The organism is Streptomyces sp. NPDC086766 (genome assembly GCF_044746005.1).
GTDB lineage: Bacteria > Actinomycetota > Actinomycetes > Streptomycetales > Streptomycetaceae > Streptomyces.
In genome coordinates, this window is the sequence record NZ_JBIVBI010000006.1 from 189611 (window position 1) to 204865 (window position 15255).

A 15255-nucleotide genomic window follows, 5' to 3' on the forward strand; every position below is an offset into this window, starting at 1 on the left:
ACCCCGTCGTGTAGTACGGCGTGGCCCCGGCCGTGCCGCGTCGCCGCGCTTCCCGTCCGGTCAGCTCCATTCCGGGAACGACGTGAAACCGTCCGAGCCGTCGAGGCCGTCCCCCGCGCCCTCCAGGTCCTCCGGGAGCAGGCTCCAGACGATGAAGTCGGTGCGGACGTCGGCCCAGCCGCCGTCCTCGGTCCGCACGTGGGCTATGCAGGCGTTGCGCAGGACGCCCTCGCTGATGCAGCCGATCTTCTGCGCGACCTGCTGGGAGGCGGTGTTGCCGGCGGCGGTGCGCAGTTCGACGCGCTCGAACTTCTGGTCCTGGAACAGCCAGCGGGCGGTGGCGAGCGCCGCCTCGGAGGCGTAGCCCTCGCCGCGGGCCCAGGGGGCGACGATGTACGACAGCTCGGCGGAGCGGACGTGCCAGTCGGCCTTGGTCAGCTGCACGACGCCGACCAGGCGCTGGGTGAGGAACTCGGTGACGGCCAGGTCCAGGCCGCGGCCCTCGGCACGCTCGGTGGGCGCGTACTCGGTGACCCAGGTGCGGGCGCCGTCCTCGGTGAAGGGCTGGGGGACGTCGGTCCAGGCGGCGACCTGTTCGTCGTTCATCATCGCGGCCAGGGCGGGGACGTCGTCCTCGTCGAGGGGACGCAGCACCAACCGCTCCGTGCTGATGGAGATGTTGGGGAAGGTGCTAGTCATGCGCCGCTCCGTAACCTTCGGTGAACCTTCAGGGTCAGGCTGAACTGCCCAGCATGCAGCATGCAAGCATCGCGCCGCACCACGGGGTCCACACCCGGTGAGGGTGTGGACCCCGTGCGTGGCGATACACCGTGACGCGTCGTCAGGCGCGCGCCTGCGGTACCGGCCGTGCTCAGAAGGAGGGGATGACGGAGCCGGCGTACTTGTCCTGGATGAACTTCCTGACCTCGGGCGAGGTGAGGAGCTTGGCGAGCTTCTTGACCCGCGGGTCCTTCTCGTTGCCCTCCTCGACCGCGAGGAAGTTGCCGTACGGGCTGTTCTTCGCGGACTCCAGGACCAGGGCCTCCTTGGCGGGCTTGATCCCGGAGGAGATGGCGTAGTTGCCGTTGATCACCGCCGCGTCCACGTCGTCCAGGGAGCGCGCGGTCTGGGCCGCCTCGACCTCCTTGAACTGCAGCTTCTTCGGGTTCTTGGTGATGTCCCGCGGGGTGGCCTCGGTGCCGACGCCGTCCTTGAGGGTGATCAGCCCGTTGGCGGCGAGCAGCTTCAGGGCGCGGGCCTCGTTGACGGAGTCGTTCGGGACAGCGATGGTCGCACCGCTCTTCAGGGCGTCGGCCTTCTTGACCTTGTGGGAGTAGAGGCCGAGCGGCTCCAGGTGCACCGTGACGACGGGCGCGATGTGGGTGCCGCGCTTGTTGTTGAAGTCGTCGAGGTACGGCTGGTTCTGGAAGTAGTTGGCGTCCACCGAGCCGTCCTCGGTCGCCGTGTTCGGCGTGATGTAGTCGGTGAACTCCTTGACCTCGAGGTCGAGGCCCGCCTTCTTCGCCAGGTTCTTCTTGACGAAGTTCAGGATCTCGGCGTGCGGGGTCGGGCTCGCGGCGACGACCAGGGGGCCGCTGTAGTCGGAGGAGCCGGCGGAGTTCTTGCCGGAGCCGCAGGCGCTGAGCCCGAGGGTGAGGGCTCCGGCGGCGAGGACGGCGGTGGTGAGCTTGGCGGTGTTACGCACGAAAAGTGCCTTTCCTTCAGGGGTGGTGCGGCCCCGTCGTGGGTGGGACGGGGAGTTCTGGGGGGTCAGGCGACCTTGCCGACGTCGGCGGCCGCGGGCTCCTTCGCCTTCAGCAGCCGCAGCTTCGGCGCCGGGCCGGAGCGGGCGCCGCGGTGGTGCAGGGCGCGGGCCGCGACGTCGCCGGCGAACTGGATGAGGGAGATGACGACGGCGAGGATCGCCACGATCACCCACATCAGGCCGGTCTCGAAGCGCTGGTAGCCGTAGCGGACGGCGAGGTCGCCGAGGCCGCCGGCGCCGACGGTGCCGGCCATGGCGGAGTAGCCGATGAGCGCGACGAGGGTGGTGGTCGCGGAGGCGATCAGCGACGGCAGGGCTTCCGGCACCAGGACCTTGCGGACGATGGTGAGGGTGTTGCCGCCCATCGACTGCACTGCTTCGACGAGTCCGCCGTCCACTTCGCGGACGGCCGTCTCGACGAGGCGGGCGAAGAACGGGATGGCGCCTATGGCCAGCGGCACGATGGCCGCGTCACGGCCGATGCTGGTCCCGGTGACCCACCGGGTGAAGCTGGTCAGGGCGACCATGAGGATGATGAACGGCATGGAGCGGGTGATGTTCACGACCTGCCCGAGGACCTTGTTCACCACGACGTTCTGCAGCAGTCCGCCGCGCTCGCTGACCACCAGCAGGATGCCCAGCGGCAGTCCGCCGGCGACGGCGATGAGCGTGGACCAGCCGACCATGTAGGCGGTGTTCCAGCACTCCGGTTCCAGCAGCGACCACATCTCGGACCAGGTCACTTGGCCCCCTCCTTCACCAGCGGGGCCTCGGAGGCCGGGTTGTCCACGACGTCGATCTGCAGTCCCTGTTCGCGCAGGAAGCCGATCGGCACGACGTTGTCCTCGTAGCGGCCGGGCAGTTCGACGCGCATCCGGCCGACCTGGAGGCCGCCGGCGGTGTCGAGGGCGGCGCCGAGGATGGAGACGTCGATGTCGTAGGTGCGCGCGAGCCGCGAGACGACCGGCTGGGTGGCGGCCTCGCCGTGGAAGGTGACGTCGACGACGGTCCGGTCGGCACCGGAGGCCTCACCGCTCACCGGGAACAGCGCCGCGGCCAGCTCGGAGCCCGGGGTGGCGAGCAGTTCGCCGACGGTGCCGGACTCGACGATGCGGCCCTTCTCCATGAGCGCGGCCGAGTCGCAGACCGACTTCACGACGTCCATCTCGTGCGTGATGAGCAGGACGGTCAGGCCGAGCTGCCGGTTCAGGTCGCGCAGCAACTGGAGGATCGAGCGGGTGGTCTCCGGGTCCAGGGCGCTCGTGGCCTCGTCGGACAGCAGCACCTCGGGATCGCCGGCGAGGGCGCGGGCGATGCCCACGCGCTGCTTCTGGCCGCCGGAGAGCTGGGCGGGGTAGGCGCGGGCCTTGTCGGCGAGGCCGACCAGGTCGAGCAGTTCGAGCGCCTTGCGGGAACGTTCCCGCCCCGAGGTGCCGAGGATCTCCAGCGGCAGTTCGACGTTGTCCTGGACCGTCCGCGAGGAGAGCAGGTTGAAGTGCTGGAAGACCATGCCGATACGGCTGCGCGCGCGGCGGAGTTCCCGGCCGGCGCGGGGGCCCCGCCCGGCGAGGGCCGTGAGGTCCTGTCCGGCGACGGTGACCGTCCCGGAGGTGGGGCGCTCCAGCAGGTTGACGCAGCGGATGAGCGAGGACTTGCCGGCGCCGGACTGGCCGATGACGCCGAACACCTCGCCTTCGCGGACATGCAGGTCGACGCCGTCGAGGGCGGTGACCTCGCGGCCGCGTGAGCGGTAGACCTTGGTCAGGCCCGTTGTCGTGATCACGTGGGTTTCCGTCACTGTCGAGTGCGCGGCGCGTCGTGGGCACCGGCGCACGGCGTTCATGGTCGTGGGCAGCCGGAACGCGGCACGAATCCCGGGAGGACGCGGAGGACGGCGGGAAAGGTGCGCGCGATGGGGGTCCCCTCACGCCGTTCCGGCGGTGAGGGACGAGGCTCGGTCGTCCGCGCCGGACGGGCCGGACGCGGCGGTGGACACGAGCGGGCTCTCGCTTCGGGGCGCGAGGCTCAGGTGGTGCGGGGGCCCTCTGTCAGGCGCACATTCGACGCACAGGACACAGACAACGAGCACCGGGCGTCATCGTCGCCTCGGTCGCAGGGATGCGGTCGCTCGTCGTGGTCATGCGAGCAGTAAAGCAGACCGGCGATGCCGTCCCGGCATCGCTGTCCGCATGGTGGACACCCGTGGACACCCTGCGCCCCGGGCCGGCTCGCCACTTCCGCCCGCCCGTGACCAGCAAGGACGCGGTCGGCGCCGGAACTTGCGCCGCTCCCCCACGCGCGCGGGGCGGGCCAGGGCTGTGGCCGACACCACGACCGCGGCGCCCTCCCGGCGAGCCCCCGCCGTACCCCCTGGGGGCACGCGCCGGGGCCGGGGACGCCGGGGTATTTGGGCCGTAATAAGGTCGCACCATGCTTGATGCCCTGACGCTGGTGACCGGCGTCGCCGCGCTGCTGCTCGCCGCCTGGTGCGGCTTCGCGGCCTACCGCGACCAGCCGACGAAGGACTGGCACTTCATCGGGATGGCCGTGGTCACGCTGCTGGCCACGGTGCAGCTGGTGATCGGGGTCGTGGCGCTGGCGCGGGGCGGGAAGCCGGAGCAGGGGACGGCGATCTTCGTGGCCTATCTGCTGGGCGCCTTCGCGTGCGTCCCTGCGGCCGGCTTCATGTCGCTGGCCGAGCGGACGCGCTGGGGCTCGGTGACGGCCGCGGCCGGCGGTGTCGTCCTCGCCGTCCTCGAAGTGCGGCTCTACGACATCTGGGGAGGGTGAGATGGCGACCACGCAGCAGAAGCCGCCGCGCACGCGGCTGATCGGCGGTCCGGGGATGCTGCTCGTCTGGCTGTACGGGGTGATGGTCGTCGGCGCGGTGTCGCGCTCCGTCTACCAGATCGCCACCGAGTTCGACCGGGCGCCGCTCGCCTACACCCTCTCCGCGCTGGCGGGCCTCGTCTACGGGTTCATCACGTACTCGCTGGTCCGCGGCGGCGAACGGGCGCGCAGGGCGGCGCTGGTGTGCTGCGCCGCCGAACTCGCGGGTGTGCTGGTCGTCGGGACCTGGACGCTCGTCGAGCCGTCCGCCTTCCCCGACGCGACCGTGTGGTCGGACTACGGGATGGGCTACCTCTTCATTCCGGTGCTGCTGCCGGTCTCGGCGCTGTACTGGCTGCGCAGGGCCGAGAAGCGGCAGCCTGACGCCGCCTGACCCACTGGGCCCTGTTCGGCCGAACAGGGCCTACGCCGTCGCCACGTAGGCGCCGGCCGGCTTCTCCAGGACGATCATCGGTACGCCGTCCGCGCCCTGGGAGGTGCCCACCGCCTGGTAGCCCACGCGCCGGTACAGGCGCAGGCCGCTCTCGCTGCGGTGGCCGGTGTGCAGCCGGAACCTGGTGGCCCCGCGCTCCCCGGCCAGCGCCGCCTCCGCCGCGCGCAGCAGCCGCGCGCCGATGCCGTGGCCCTGGAGGCGCGGGTGGACGCAGAGCTTTCCGATGGAGGCGGCGCCGTCTCCGGTCACGCTGCCCCGCACCGAGCCGACCACCTCCTCGCCGAGCCGCGCGACGAACACGCAGTCCTCGGCGACCTCCCGGCGGACCGAGTCCAGGCTCTGGACGAGCGGGTCGATGCGGTAATTGCCGTAGAGCGCCGCCTCGCTCTGGAAGCACAGGTACTGCAACCTGAAGATCTGCTCCGCGTCCTGCTCGGTCGCCGCAGAGATGGTCACGCTCATGCCCATGTGCGCACGCCTCCCGCTCACCTGATCCGCTGCCGTTCCCGACTTCTATCCCCGCACTTCGCGGGCCGCAACCTCCGAGGTGAGCAATCGCCGCAGACATCCCAGGCATCGGGAACGTTCCGGGCCGAGGCTGCCCTGTGAGATACCCAACTCGCCCGCGATCTCCCGGTAGGTGAGGTCCCGCGGCGACAGCAGCGCCTCCAGCAGCCGCGGGCAGCGGCCCGGCAGCCGGCGCACCGCGTCGCGCAGCGCCCGCCGCCCGGAGGCGGCCAGGGCGAGGTGTTCGGGGGTGCGCTCGTGGTCGTCGGCGGGTTCGAGGCCGTACGGCAGTTCCAGCCGGACCGTGCGGCGGGTGCGGCGCGCCTCGAGGCGCACGGCCCGGCGCAGCCAGCCCTGCGGATCGGGAGGCGGGCCGCCCGCCTCCAGGAGTTCCAGCAGCCGTACCCAGACCGCCTGTTCCAGGTCGCCCGGTTCGGATCCGGACGCGTACGCCTCGGCCGACGCCTCGGCGGCGAGCAGCGGGCGCAGGGCGGTGAGCAGGTCGTGCGTCATATGCGGCACGACGCGGCCGCCCCGGCGCGGGTTGCCGGAGCGGCCGTCGTTTCACCCCAACCGGGGTTGGATCTCTCAGCCGTTGACGAAGTCCTCGCGGGCCAGCAGGCCGGTGTCCGCGTTGTCGGTGAAGACGCCGTCGATGCCGGTCGCGAAGTACGCCCGGAAGACGCCGAAGACGTCACCGTAGGCGTCCGGGTCCGTGCCCCTGCGGAACTTCGGCGGCAGGAAGGGGTTCTCGTTGCGGACGGTCCACGGGTGCACGACCAGGCCCGCCGCGTGCGCGTCGCGGACGAGCGAGCTGGGCGTGGTGAGGTTGCCGTCCTTGTCCTTGGGGATGACCAGGTCGAAGGTCGGGCCGATGCCCTGGGCGTAGGAGGCGATCTCCTTCAGGCCCTTGGGGGTGATGAGGTCGGCCACGGTGCGCGGGTCGCCCGCCTCGACGAAGTCGTAGGGACGGCTGTCGGCGCCGGACAGCAGCACGGCGAGGGGGTTCCCGACCAGCTTGTTCAGGCGCTGGATGCTGCTCGGCTCGAAGGACTGGATGATGACCGGCGCGTCCTTCCCGTCCTTGCCGTGCTTGCGCAGCAGCCGGGCGACCCGCTCCTCCAGGCCGAGGCCGAGCTTGCGGAAGTAGGTGGGGTGCTTGGTCTCCGGGTAGATCCAGACCTGCCGGCCGCGCCTGCGGGTCTGCTCGTCCTGCCACTTCAGGACCTCTTCGAAGGTGGGGATCTCCCAGCGCCCGTTGTAGAGGGTGTTGTGCGGGCGGTTGGCCGGGATGCGCTCGACCGCGCGCAGCGTCTTCAGCTCCGCCAGCGTGAAGTCCTCGGTGAACCAGCCGGTGGTGGGGACCCCGTCGAGGGTCTTGGTGGTCTTGCGGTCGGCGAACTCGGGGTGGTCGGCGACGTCCGTGGTGCCGCCGATCTCCGGCTCGTGCCGGCAGACCAGGTGACCGTCCTTGGTGGGCACCAGGTCACCGGCCTCGACGATGTGCGCGCCCAGGTCCAGGGCGAGGTTGTACGAGCCGAAGGTGTGCTCCGGCCGGTAGCCGCTGGCGCCCCGGTGCCCGATGATCGTGGGCACCGGCAGGCTCTTCAGGCCGCCGCCGGCGGACCCGGCCGTGGTGCCGCCCGCCGCCCGCGCTGCGCCGGGCAGCCCGAGGACCGCGCCGCCCGCGCCGAGCACCGCCGCGCCGAGCAGCGCCCGCCGTCCGGTCGCGTGTACCTGTCCGTCCGACCCCTGCGTGGCCATGACCGTCTCCTGCCCGTCGTGTCGTGGGTGGTGCGGGCCGATGGTAGGGGGGTGCGCATGACATGGGGGAGACCGCGTGCCGAACACAGGGGTGACGCCGGATGTCGTCACGGGCACGGCGGGTGACGCACCGTCGGCATGACCCGGGCCGGGCGGGGAACCCGCAGGGGGACGCGACCGGCGCGGCACGCGCGACCTCCGTCACATCGTTCCGTCCCGGTTTCCGGGGCGCTACGGGGTGCCGTCGCAGGTAAACATGCGTCAACAGTGCGTAAGACGTGGTGAGCCCGATGTGCAATCCGCCCGGGGCCGCGAGTATCGTCCTCACCTGCACATACTCATACCGAATCCCTTGACACCGGAGGGTCCGTTGTCCCGCTTCGCGCTCATCAAGGCAGTGCTCGGTCCGATCATGCGCCTGATGTTCCGCCCCCGGGTGGAGGGTGCGGAGCGCATCCCGGGCGACGGTCCGGTGATCCTGGCCGGCAACCACCTGACGTTCATCGACTCGATGATCCTGCCGCTGGTCTGCGACCGTCAGGTCGTCTTCATCGGCAAGGACGAGTACGTCACCGGCAAGGGCCTCAAGGGCCGGCTGATGGCCTGGTTCTTCACCGGCGTCGGCATGGTCCCGGTCGACCGCGACGGCGGCAAGGGCGGCGTCGCGGCGCTGATGACCGGCCGGCGGATCCTGGAGGAGGGCCGGATCTTCGGCATCTACCCCGAGGGGACCCGCTCCCCCGACGGCCGCCTGTACCGGGGGCGCACCGGCATCGCGCGGCTGACGCTGATGACCGGGGCGCCCGTCGTCCCGTTCGCCATGATCGGCACGGACAAGATCCAGCCCGGCGGGTCGGGGATGCCGCGGCCGAGCCGGGTCACCGTCCGGTTCGGCGAGCCGATGGAGTTCTCCCGCTACGAGGGGATGGACCGGGACCGGTATGTGCTGCGGGCGGTGACCGACTCGGTGATGGCCGAGGTCATGCGGTTGTCCGGGCAGGAGTACGTGGACATGTACGCCACGAAGGCGAAGGCGGCGTAAGCCTCCGGCGCTCGGCCGGGATCGCGCCGTCGGGGACCGATGTCTTCCGGGTGCGGGTGACCGGTGGCTGAGCGCGCGGTTCCCCGCGCCCCCTTCGGCGCGCCTGACTCAGGGCGCTTCTTCGAGGCGCCGGCCCTTCAGCAGGAACCAGGCCGCCGCCGCTGTCGCGAGGAGGACCGCCGCACCGGCGCCCGAAGCCAGGTGGAGGCCGTGCACGAAGGAGTCTCGGGCCGCCGTCAGCAGCGCTTCCGCGGTGGGCCGGGGCAGGGCCGACGCCGCCTCCACCGCGCCGCCCAGTGACTCGCGGGCCTGGGCCGGAGTGCCGGGCGGGCCGCTGAAGCCGCGGTAGACGCCGGTCACGATCGAGCCGAGCAGGGCGATCCCGAGGGCGGCGCCGAGTTCGTACGCCGTCTCGGAGACCGCGGAGGCCGCGCCCGCCTGCTCCTTGGGGACGGCGGCGAGGATGACGTCGGCGGTCACCGTGAAGGAGAAGCCGGCGCCCACGCCGACCACCAGCAGGGCCGCGCCCAGGAGCGGGTAGCCCGTCGAGGCGCTCAGCTTCGTCAGCACGGCCAGGGCCAGGCCCACTGCGGCGAGTCCGCCGGAGACCACGGCCCGTACCGAGAAGCGGCGGGCCGCGCGGCCGGCGGCCAGCCCCGCGGCGACCGCGCCGACGGCGGCGGGCACTTCGGCCAGCCCTGCCTCGAACGGCGCCCTGCCCTGCACCAGTTGCAGGTACTGGGAGAGGAAGAAGACCAGCCCGGACATGCCGAGGACGGTCAGGAGGTCGGCGAGGACGGCGCCGCTGAAGCCGCGGTCGCGGAACAGCCGCATGTCCAGCAGGGGCGTCGGCAGTGTGAGCTGGCGGCGCACGAACCCGTGGAGCGCGGCCGCGCCGAGCAGTCCGGTGGCGAGGGCCACCGGGGTGGGCCCGTGGGCGGCGGCGTCCTTCACCGCGTACACGACGCCGATCACGCCGGCCAGCGAGAGCGCCACGCTCAGCGGGTCCCAGGGTCCGGGGCGCGGATTGCGGGACTCCGGGAGCGTCCGGACGCCGACGAGCACGAGGACCGCCATCACGGGCAGGTTGATGAGGAAGACCGAGCCCCACCAGAAGTGTTCGAGCAGGAATCCGCCGGCGACCGGGCCGACGGCCGTGCCGGCGGAGGCGGTCGCGCCCCAGATGCCGACGGCGAGGCTGCGCTCGCGCGGGTCGGGGAAGATGTTGCGGATCAGGGCGAGGGTGGCGGGCATCAGGGTCGCGCCCGCGACGCCGAGCAGCGCCCGCGCCGCGATCATCAGCTCGGGCGTCGTGGCGTAGGCGTTGAGGACGGAGACCGCGCCGAACGCCGTGGCACCGCCGAGCAGGACGCGCTTGCGGCCGACGCGGTCGCCGAGACTGCCCATGGAGACGAGCAGGCCGGCGATGACGAACGAGTAGACGTCGCCGATCCACAGCAGCTGGGTGCCGGAGGGCTTCAGGTCCTCACTGATGTAGGGGGTCGCGAGGCCGAGGACGGTCGCGTCGACGGTCACCAGCAGCACGGCCAGGACGAGGACGGAGAGCGCGAGCCAGCGGCCCGGGCGCCTCTCCACACCCGTCACCGTCGCCGGCCGCAGGGTGCTGGTCATGGTTCCTCTCTTCGTGTCGCTCCGCCGAGCAGCAGCTCGACGATCATGTGGGTGAAGTCCTTGGGGGCCACGCGGCCCTCGGCCACGGCCCAGGCTCCGGAGGCCAGCAGTCCGTACAGCGCCTCGGTCAGCCAGGCCGGGGTGAGGTCGATGCGGAACTCTCCGGCCGCCTGGCCGCGCCGGAACAGGGCCGCGACGCGGTCGTCGATGCGGGTCCAGCCGGCGTTCTGCTCCTCGCCCTCGAAGAGCTGGTTCTCGGTGTAGAGGAAGGCGAGCAGTCCGGCGGCCGGTTCGATCGCGCGCACCAGACGCCGTACGGCCTCACCAGCCGGCCCCTCGTCGAGGCGGGCCGTGTCGAGCGCGGCCTCGCACTCGGCGATGCCGAGCGACTCCAGCGCCCGGACGAGCGCGTCGCGCCCGGCGAAGTGGCGGTGCAGCGTGGCCCGGCTGATCCCGGCCGCCCTGGCGACCTCGTCCATGGTGGCGGTGGATTTCCGGGTGAGCAGGGCGGCTGCGCTGCGCAGCACGTGGTCACGATTCACGGCCATGAGACAAGGGTAACCCATGTGAGACACAGATGTCTCAGAGAAGGCGCACTGGTCTCATAGGCGGCGAAGGGGCGGGGGCTGGAGCGGCGGCGGGAGCTGCGGGAATGGGAAGCGGTGCGGCGGTGAGGGCTCAGTGCCAGGGCAGCTGTCCGCGCCGCTCCCAGTAGGCGCGCGGCTCCTCGGCCAGTGCGTCGAGGCGGGCGAGCTGATCCTCGTCGAGGTCCACGGCCGGGGCGTGCAGGTTGGAGGCGAGCTGGGCGGCGGTGGCCGCGCCGGACAGCACGACGCCCGCCCACGGCCGGTGCAGGACCAGCGCGAGGGCGACCGCGTCGCAGTCCATGCCGGTCTCCCGGGCCACGGCCCGCAGCGCCTCGGGCGCGTCCGGCCCGGCGAGCCGCCCGTTGGCCATGCCCTCCTTGACGATCACCGTGAGCCCGGCGTCGTGCGCCTCGGCCAGGGCGGGCCCCGCCGAGGTCTCCAGGGCGTTGTACGTCGACTGGACGGTACGGAAGAGGGGCTCGCCGTCGACCGTCACGGCGAGCGCGGCGCGGATGGCGTCGGCCTGTGCGGGGCCGCTGGTGGAGAAGCCGACGGTGAGGCCCCGCTCGGCGGCCTCCGCCAGCGCGGCGTGCAGCTTCTGGTCGGTGAGGGCGGGGCTGTCCGGCGTCACCGAGTGGATCTGGTACAGGTCGAGCCGGTCCCCGAGCAGTTCGGCGCTCTCCGCGCGCTGCCGCTCGTAGGTGGCGAGGCTGTGGTCCTTGACCTCGTGGTGCTCGGCGTCGGTGCGCCAGTCGGCGGTGTACGTGTAGCCCCACTTGCTGCCGACGACGACGTCGCCGGCGTCGGGGCGGGCGCGCAGCCAGTCGGCGAGGAACTCCTCGGAACGCCCGTAGGAGCGGGCGGCGTCGATGTAGCGGACGCCCTGCGCGTAGGCGGCGTCCAGGAGTTCGTGGGTGCGCGCGCGCAGGGCGTCGACGGTGCGGTCGGCCGGGAGGTCACGCTCGCGGCCGAGGTTGATGTAGCCCGGGCGCCCGACGGCGGCGAGCCCCAGGCCCATGTGGGAGGTGGGAGTCGTGGCTGAGGCCAGTCGGGCGAAGGGCATCACAGGCTCCGTTCGGTCGGTTCCTCGCCGTGTGGTGACCAACGTATCCCGTGCCGCCCCGCCCGTCGCGACCTGCTACTTCCCCGGCTGCTTGGCGGTGGCCCAGGCGTGCTGCGCCGCCACGTCCGCCTTCACCTCGGCGAGCTGGACGGCGACCGCGCTCGGTGCGGTGCCCCCGCGGCCGCTGCGGGAGGCGAGGGCGCCGGGAACGTCGAGGACCGTACGCACATCGGGGGTGAGGTGGGGGGAGATCTCCGCGAACTGCTCGTCGGTCAGTTTGTCCAGCTCCTTGCCCTCGGCCTCGGCCGCCTTCACGCACTCGCCGGCGACCTCGTGCGCCACCCGGAACGGCACGCCCTGCCGGACCAGCCACTCGGCGATGTCGGTGGCGAGCGAGAAGCCGGCCGGGGCCAGTTCCTCCATGCGCTCGCGGTGCACGGTGAGGGTGGCGATCATGCCGGTGAAGGCGGGGAGCAGGACTTCGAGCTGGTCGCAGGAGTCGAAGACGGGCTCCTTGTCCTCCTGCAGGTCACGGTTGTACGCGAGGGGCAGCGCCTTGAGGGTCGCCATGAGCCCCGTCAGGTTGCCGATCAGCCGGCCGGACTTGCCGCGGGCCAGCTCCGCGATGTCCGGGTTCTTCTTCTGCGGCATGATCGACGAGCCGGTGGAGAAGGCGTCGTGCAGGGTCACGAAGGAGAACTCCTTCGTGTTCCAGATGATGATCTCCTCGGCGATCCGGGAGAGGTTCACACCGATCATCGCGGTGATGAAGGCGAACTCGGCGGCGAAGTCCCGGGAGGCCGTGCCGTCGATGGAGTTGCCGGCGCTGCCGTGCTCGAAGCCGAGGTCCTCGGCGACCGCCTCCGGGTCGAGCCCGAGGCTGCTGCCCGCCAGCGCCCCCGAGCCGTACGGCGACACCGCCGTGCGCTCGTCCCACTGCCGCAGCCGCTCGGCGTCCCGGGACAGGGACTGCACGTGCGCGAGGACGTGGTGGGCGAAGAGGACGGGCTGCGCGTGCTGGAGGTGGGTCCGCCCGGGCATGGCCACGTCGGGGTGGGCCTCGGCCAGGCCGACGAGCGCGTCCTGGAGGTCGGCGATCAGGCCGCCGATGATCCGGGCGTGGTCGCGCAGGTACATGCGGAAGAGGGTCGCGACCTGGTCGTTGCGGGACCGGCCCGCGCGCAGCTTGCCGCCGAGGTCCGCGCCGAGGCGCTCCAGCAGTCCGCGTTCGAGGGCGGTGTGCACGTCCTCGTCGGCGACGGTGCCCACGAACTCCCCGGACGCCACGTCCGCCTCGAGCCGGTCCAGGCCCGCGAGCATCCTCGTCAGCTCGTCGTCGGTGAGGAGCCCCGCCTTGTGCAGCACGCGCGCGTGGGCACGCGAACCGGCGATGTCGTAGGGCGCGAGCCGCCAGTCGAAGTGGACGGACGCGGACAGCTTCGCCAGGGCTTCGGCGGGACCGTCGGCGAAACGGCCGCCCCAGAGCCGTACGTCACCGCTGTTGCTGCTCACTTGCGTTGCTCCTCGAGGGTCTGGATGTGCCGCCGCCTCCCCACCTGGGAGCGAGGAGACGGTTGCCAGGCTAGTGCGTGCGGGGTGCGCCCGGCGGATCAGCTGGTCAGGCCAGGTCGCGCTTGGCGGCGATCTTCGACGACAGGCTGTAGATGTCGATGAAGCCCTTGGCGGCGGCCTGGTCGAAGGTGTCGCCGGTGTCGTAGGTGGCCAGGTTGAAGTCGTAGAGCGAGGACTCGGAGCGCCGGCCGGTGACGACGGCGCGGCCGCCGTGCAGGGTCATCCGGATGTCCCCGGAGACGTGCTGGTTGGCCTCGTTGATGAAGCCCTCCAGGGCGCGCTTGAGCGGGGAGAACCACTGGCCGTCGTAGACCAGTTCGCCCCAGCGCTGCTCGACCTGCCGCTTGTAGCGGGCCAGTTCGCGCTCGACGGTGACGTTCTCCAGCTCCTGGTGGGCGGTGATCAGGGCGATCGCGCCCGGAGCCTCGTACACCTCGCGGGACTTGATGCCGACCAGCCGGTCCTCGACCATGTCGATCCGGCCGATGCCCTGGGCGCCGGCGCGCTCGTTGAGCTGCTGGATGGCCTGCAGGACGGTGACGGGCTTGCCGTCGACGGCGACCGGGACACCCTCCTTGAAGGTGATGATCACCTCGTCGGCCTCGCGCGGGAGGGCCGGGTTCTGGGTGTACTCGTAGATGTCCTCGATCGGGGCGTTCCAGATGTCCTCGAGGAAGCCGGTCTCGACGGCCCGGCCGAAGACGTTCTGGTCGATGGAGTACGGGGACTTCTTGGTGGTCGCGATCGGGAGGTTCTTCTCCTCGCAGAACGCGATGGCCTTGTCCCGGGTCATCGCGTAGTCGCGGACCGGCGCGATGCACTTGAGGTCGGGGGCGAGGGCGACGATGCCGGCCTCGAAGCGGACCTGGTCGTTGCCCTTGCCGGTGCAGCCGTGGGCGACCGTGGTGGCGCCGTGCTTCTGGGCGGCGGCGACGAGGTGCTTGACGATGGTCGGCCGGGACAGGGCCGAGACCAGCGGGTAGCGGTCCATGTAGAGGGCGTTGGCCTTGATCGCCGGGAGGCAGTACTCGTCGGCGAACTCGTCCCTCGCGTCCGCGACCTCGGCCTCGACGGCGCCGCAGGCGAGCGCGCGCTTGCGGATGACGTCCAGGTCCTCGCCGCCCTGGCCGACGTCGACCGCAACGGCGATGACCTCGGCGCCCGTCTCCTCGGCGATCCAGCCGATGGCGACGGAGGTGTCCAGACCGCCTGAGTAGGCGAGTACGACGCGCTCGGTCACGGGTTTCTCCTCACAGTGCATTCGCTGTCATGCATGAGTATGCAGAAGTCTGCATGATTCGTCAATCTCATCGGGTCTGAACACGCGGAGCCGCTCTCCCGTACCTCGGGCCGTGGCCGCCCCGAAGCAGCGCCGGCCGGGGCGGCCACGGCACGTTCGTTCTCGGCCAAGTTCTTAGACAGCCGAAGGAAACGGCTCGATAATCGGCCGACATGGGAAAGACCTACGAGCGCATAGACGGCAGGCTGCGGACGTTCATCGAGGCGCAGCCGCTCTTCTTCACCGCGACCGCCCCGCTGTCCGGCGACGGCACCGTCAACCTCTCCCCCAAGGGCCTCAGGGGATCCTTCGCCGTGCTCGACGAGCACACCGTGGCCTACCTGGACTTCGCCGGGTCCAACGCGGAGACCGTGGCGCACCTGCGGGAGAACGGGCGGATCACCCTCATGTGGTGCGCCTTCCAAGGGCCGCCCACCATCGTCCGCGTGCACGGCCGGGGCGAGCCGGTCTTCCGCGACGACCCGCGCTTCGGGGAACTCCTCGCCCGCTTCCCGGACATCGACCCGTCCACCCACGGGCTGCGCGCGATCATCGTCGTCCGCGCCGACCTGGTGCGGGACACCTGCGGCTACGCGGTGCCCTTCATGGCCTACGAGGCCGACCGCGACCTGCACGGCAAGCGGTTCGCCCGCGAGGACGACGCCTCGCTGAGCGCGTACTTCGCCGGGAAGGACCACGTGGCCAGCAGCCTGGACGGACTTCCCGGGCTGCCGCTGCCGCTCCCGCCGTCCCCCGCCTGA

At 71.7% G+C, this 15255-nt stretch carries 16 protein-coding genes; 4 read left to right on the forward strand and 12 right to left on the reverse strand.

What is annotated here, in order from left to right:
• Nucleotides 1-60: 60 nt before the first annotated feature.
• The 4 genes from ACIPM1_RS13825 to ACIPM1_RS13840 all read right to left on the reverse strand — a co-directional run bounded on the left by ACIPM1_RS13825 (nt 61) and on the right by ACIPM1_RS13840 (nt 3548).
• Nucleotides 61-699, reverse strand: a complete 639-nt coding sequence (locus tag ACIPM1_RS13825; protein ID WP_402433364.1) for a GNAT family N-acetyltransferase — start codon at nt 697-699, stop codon at nt 61-63.
• 172 nt (nt 700-871) lie between these two features.
• On the reverse strand, nt 872-1705 hold the full coding sequence (locus ACIPM1_RS13830) for a MetQ/NlpA family ABC transporter substrate-binding protein (protein ID WP_402433367.1): 834 nt from the start codon (nt 1703-1705) through the stop codon (nt 872-874).
• Between the two features lie 65 nt (nt 1706-1770).
• Entirely contained in the window at nt 1771-2508 is a 738-nt protein-coding gene (locus ACIPM1_RS13835; protein WP_402433370.1) for a methionine ABC transporter permease, read from the reverse strand.
• On the reverse strand, nt 2505-3548 hold the full coding sequence (locus ACIPM1_RS13840; protein ID WP_402433374.1) for a methionine ABC transporter ATP-binding protein: 1044 nt from the start codon (nt 3546-3548) through the stop codon (nt 2505-2507). The genes ACIPM1_RS13835 and ACIPM1_RS13840 overlap by 4 nt, the downstream gene beginning before the upstream one ends.
• Before the next feature lie 647 nt (nt 3549-4195).
• Between ACIPM1_RS13840 and ACIPM1_RS13845 the strand changes: the two genes are divergently transcribed.
• Both ACIPM1_RS13845 and ACIPM1_RS13850 read left to right on the forward strand, forming a co-directional pair.
• Nucleotides 4196-4555, forward strand: a complete 360-nt coding sequence (locus ACIPM1_RS13845) for a hypothetical protein (RefSeq protein WP_402433377.1) — start codon at nt 4196-4198, stop codon at nt 4553-4555.
• Nucleotide 4556: 1 nt separating this feature from the next.
• Nucleotides 4557-4988, forward strand: coding sequence for a hypothetical protein (locus ACIPM1_RS13850; RefSeq protein WP_356191441.1), 432 nt, complete (start codon nt 4557-4559; stop codon nt 4986-4988).
• Nucleotides 4989-5018: 30 nt separating this feature from the next.
• Here the strand turns inward: ACIPM1_RS13850 and ACIPM1_RS13855 are convergent, their stop codons facing one another.
• From ACIPM1_RS13855 to ACIPM1_RS13865, 3 genes are all read right to left on the reverse strand, one after another.
• Nucleotides 5019-5516, reverse strand: a complete 498-nt coding sequence (locus ACIPM1_RS13855; protein WP_356191439.1) for a GNAT family N-acetyltransferase — start codon at nt 5514-5516, stop codon at nt 5019-5021.
• 45 nt (nt 5517-5561) lie between these two features.
• Nucleotides 5562-6068, reverse strand: coding sequence for an RNA polymerase sigma factor (locus ACIPM1_RS13860; RefSeq protein ID WP_402433381.1), 507 nt, complete (start codon nt 6066-6068; stop codon nt 5562-5564).
• Nucleotides 6069-6143: 75 nt separating this feature from the next.
• Nucleotides 6144-7319: a glycerophosphodiester phosphodiesterase gene (locus ACIPM1_RS13865; RefSeq protein WP_356191433.1), complete on the reverse strand. Its 1176-nt coding sequence runs from the start codon at nt 7317-7319 to the stop codon at nt 6144-6146.
• Between the two features lie 370 nt (nt 7320-7689).
• Here ACIPM1_RS13865 and ACIPM1_RS13870 point away from each other — a divergent pair, with 370 nt between their 5' ends.
• Nucleotides 7690-8361 carry a lysophospholipid acyltransferase family protein gene (locus ACIPM1_RS13870; RefSeq protein WP_402433385.1) on the forward strand — a complete coding sequence of 224 codons (672 nt, stop codon included), beginning with the start codon at nt 7690-7692 and terminating at the stop codon, nt 8359-8361.
• A gap of 108 nt (nt 8362-8469) precedes the next feature.
• On the opposite strand, the gene ACIPM1_RS13875 is transcribed toward ACIPM1_RS13870, so the two are convergent.
• From ACIPM1_RS13875 to ACIPM1_RS13895, 5 genes are all read right to left on the reverse strand, one after another.
• Nucleotides 8470-9993, reverse strand: coding sequence for an MFS transporter (locus tag ACIPM1_RS13875; protein ID WP_402433389.1), 1524 nt, complete (start codon nt 9991-9993; stop codon nt 8470-8472).
• Nucleotides 9990-10541, reverse strand: coding sequence for a TetR/AcrR family transcriptional regulator (locus ACIPM1_RS13880; protein ID WP_402433392.1), 552 nt, complete (start codon nt 10539-10541; stop codon nt 9990-9992). Before ACIPM1_RS13880 ends, ACIPM1_RS13875 begins: the two co-directional genes overlap by 4 nt.
• 130 nt (nt 10542-10671) lie before the next feature.
• On the reverse strand, nt 10672-11643 hold the full coding sequence (locus ACIPM1_RS13885) for an aldo/keto reductase (protein WP_402433395.1): 972 nt from the start codon (nt 11641-11643) through the stop codon (nt 10672-10674).
• Between the two features lie 75 nt (nt 11644-11718).
• Nucleotides 11719-13155 (reverse strand): argininosuccinate lyase, encoded by a 1437-nt coding sequence (gene argH, locus ACIPM1_RS13890; protein WP_402433398.1) that lies wholly within the window; start codon nt 13153-13155, stop codon nt 11719-11721.
• 106 nt (nt 13156-13261) lie between these two features.
• A complete protein-coding gene (locus tag ACIPM1_RS13895; RefSeq protein ID WP_402433401.1) occupies nt 13262-14455 on the reverse strand; it encodes an argininosuccinate synthase in 1194 nt (397 codons plus the stop codon).
• Between the two features lie 212 nt (nt 14456-14667).
• On the opposite strand from ACIPM1_RS13895, the gene ACIPM1_RS13900 reads away from it, so the two are divergent.
• The gene (locus ACIPM1_RS13900; protein ID WP_402433404.1) at nt 14668-15255 is read left to right on the forward strand and encodes a pyridoxamine 5'-phosphate oxidase family protein; all 588 of its coding nucleotides are present in this window, start codon (nt 14668-14670) and stop codon (nt 15253-15255) included.